This is a genomic window from Bradyrhizobium sp. P5_C11_2 (assembly GCF_054049755.1).
Genome location: NZ_JBFULT010000777.1, coordinates 1 through 2,783, shown reverse-complemented (window position 1 = coordinate 2,783; position 2,783 = coordinate 1). Strand labels below are relative to the sequence as shown.

General features: G+C 66.3%; 3 protein-coding genes. All 3 read right to left on the bottom strand.

What is annotated here, in order from left to right; genetic code table 11:
• The coding region (locus ACXJL8_RS38405; protein ID WP_456686747.1) for an ABC transporter permease at positions 1–839 on the bottom strand (839 nt) is incomplete at its 3' end.
• The gene (locus ACXJL8_RS38400; protein WP_456686746.1) at positions 836–1,561 is read right to left on the bottom strand and encodes an ABC transporter ATP-binding protein; all 726 of its coding nucleotides are present in this window, start codon (positions 1,559–1,561) and stop codon (positions 836–838) included. The genes ACXJL8_RS38400 and ACXJL8_RS38405, both read right to left, overlap by 4 nt.
• Positions 1,558–2,783 (bottom strand): efflux RND transporter periplasmic adaptor subunit (locus ACXJL8_RS38395; RefSeq protein ID WP_456686745.1); only part of this gene is annotated, 1,226 nt, incomplete at its 5' end. The genes ACXJL8_RS38395 and ACXJL8_RS38400, both read right to left, overlap by 4 nt.

The window sequence follows — 2,783 nt, the reverse complement described above, 5'->3', positions numbered from 1 at the left end:
GTGCGGATCGCACCCTGCTGCGCTTCCATGGCCGCAGCCGGATCCTGGACCTTGAAGTCGTCCTCCTGACCGGCAACGATCCGATGCCGCTGCCGCAGCAGGTTCTCGATCTCGGATCGTGCCCCCTGCATCTGACCGTCGGCGGCCACCTTCGCAATGATGTAGGCGACCGAATCCCGGTTGATGTTGCTGGCGCTGCCGAGGAAGCGCAGCTTGGCCGTGGTGAGGGGGACGAAGGCGACATCATCTTGCGCGGGTCCCTTGCGATCGAGCACGCCGACCACTTCGAGCGGGACCTTCATGATCCTGATCTGCGCGCCGATGGGATCATCGCCCGGCGCGAACAGCTCGCGCGCGACGGTGCTGCCGAGGATCACGACTTTGCCGGCGGCGGCCTCTTCGGCATTGGAAAAATAACGTCCGGACGCGAGCTGCCAGTCGCGCACCATGAAGTGCCCGGTCGTCGTGCCATTGATCGTCGTGTTCCAGTTCTTGCTTTCGTGGATGATCTGGGCCGTTCCGGCGATCGAGCCGGCCGCGGCCTGGATTTCCGGAATCTGCTCGAGGATGGCCTGCACGTCGCTTTCGGTCATCGTCAGCTTGGAACCTTCCTTGAGACGCACGCCGCCCTGGAAGACGGCGCCGGGCGTGATCATCAGCACGTTGGCGCCGATCGAGCGGATCTGCTCCTGGAGGCGAAGCTGCGCGCCGGACCCGATGGCAAAGACCGTCACGATCGAGGCGACGCCGATCACGATGCCGAGCATGGTGAGAAAGCTGCGCAGCGGGTTGAGCCGCAGGGCGTGCAGGGCGATCTGAAACCCCTGAAGCATCGTCATGATGCAACGCTCCGTTTCGGTAGCAGCGGAGCCAGCGTTTCGTCGCTGACGAGCTCGCCGTCATGCAGGCGGATGGTGCGCCGGCACTGGGTCGCGATGCCGGGATCGTGGGTAATCATCACGATGGTCTGGCCGGTCCGGTTGAGTGCGGCAAACAGCGCCAGAATCTCGGCGCCGGTGCGGCTGTCGAGTGCGCCGGTCGGCTCGTCCGCGAGCACGATCAGCGGAGAGGCGATCAGCGCGCGCGCGATCGCGACGCKCTGCTGCTCGCCGCCCGACAGCTGGCGCGGAAAGTGATGCGCCCGATGCAGCATGCCGACGGCTTGCAGGCTCTGTTCGGCGCGCGCGAGGCGCTCCTTGCGGCCCACCCCGCAATAGACCAATGGCAGGGCGACGTTCTCGATCGCGTTGTGGCGCGCGAGCAGGTTGTAGGACTGGAACACGAAGCCGATGCTGCGGGCGCGCAAGGTTGACCTGCGGTCTTCCGAGAGGTCGGCGACGTTCGCTCCCTTGAGATAGACCGCGCCCTCGTTCGGCAGATCGAGCAGTCCGATCATGTTCATCAGCGTGGACTTGCCGGAACCGGACGGTCCCATGACGGCGAGGATCTCGCCCTGATCGATGTCGAAGCTGACATTGCGTACCGCAGCCACTGCGATCCCGTCCGTGCGATAGGTCCTGCCGACGGATCGGAGGCTGATGAGGGGCAGGGTGGCTGTCATGATCCGAACCTGATGCCGAGAAATTCCATGCCGGCCGGCCGGATCGCCTGTCCGACCGCGACCTGGCTGCCCTCGACCAATTCCCCGCTCCTGAGCGCGACCTGTTCGGTGCCCGCCGCTCCGACAGTCACGGGGATGCGCTGAAGCGCGCCGTTGGCGGTCCGCACCCAGACGCCGTTGCGTCCGGGGGCTGYGTCTGCCCGCGCGCCCTGGGGCTGGAAGCGCAGCGCGGCCAGCGGCACTTTCAGCACGTTGTCCTGCTGCTCGATCACGATCTTGACCAGGGCAGTCATTCCGGGCAGCAGCGCGCCGTCGAGATTGGAGGTCGACAGGACGACCGTATAGGTCACCACGTGCTGTTGGTTCTGCGGCGCCTTGCGCACCTGCCGCACCGCCGCCTCGAAGCGGCGGTCGGGATAGGCATCGACCGTGAAGTGAGCGCGCTGGCCGGGCGCGATGCGCCCGATATCGGCTTCGTCGACCAGGGCGTGGATTTCCATGTCCTCCAGGCGGTGGGCGACCACGAAGGTCGTGCGGGACTCGAGGCCGACCGCGAGCGTCTGGCCTTCGTTGACGAATCTGCCGACCACGACGCCGTCGATCGGCGAGCGGATCACGGTGCGGTCGAGATCGGCCTGGGCCGCCGCGAGGACGGCGGCTTTCTCCGGCACCGCCATTCTGGCCTGGTCCAGCTCGGCCTCGATCCGGCGGACGTCGGCGCGGGCGCCGTCCACCGAGAAGGCATTGAGGGACATCATGACCTCGGCCTCGCGCTCCTGGGCCACACGCGCGGTGAATTCCGTCTGCGCGTCGTCGACCGTCGACGTTGCCACGACATTTTGCGACTGGAGCGCCAGCTTGCGTTGCAAGGTCTTCTGCGCCGACGCCTTGACCGCCTGGGCGCTGTCGAGCTTGGCGACGAGGACGTCCCTGCTGCCCTTGGCGTTTTGCAGATCGATCCTGGCGCGATCGAGCTTGGCGCGCTGGATGTCGACCAGGGAGTCGGCAACCGCCAGTGCTGCTTTGGCTTCATCGACCTTGGCTGCGAAACTACGGGGATCGATCAGGGCAAGCGGCTGGTCCTTGCTGACGGTGTCGTTGAAGTCGACATAGACGCGGGCGAGCTGTCCGGACAGTTGCGAGCCGACCTCGATCGTCTTGACGGGTTGCAGGGCGCCCGTGACGGTGACCGTCTGCTCGATGCTGCCGCGCTGGATTGCGG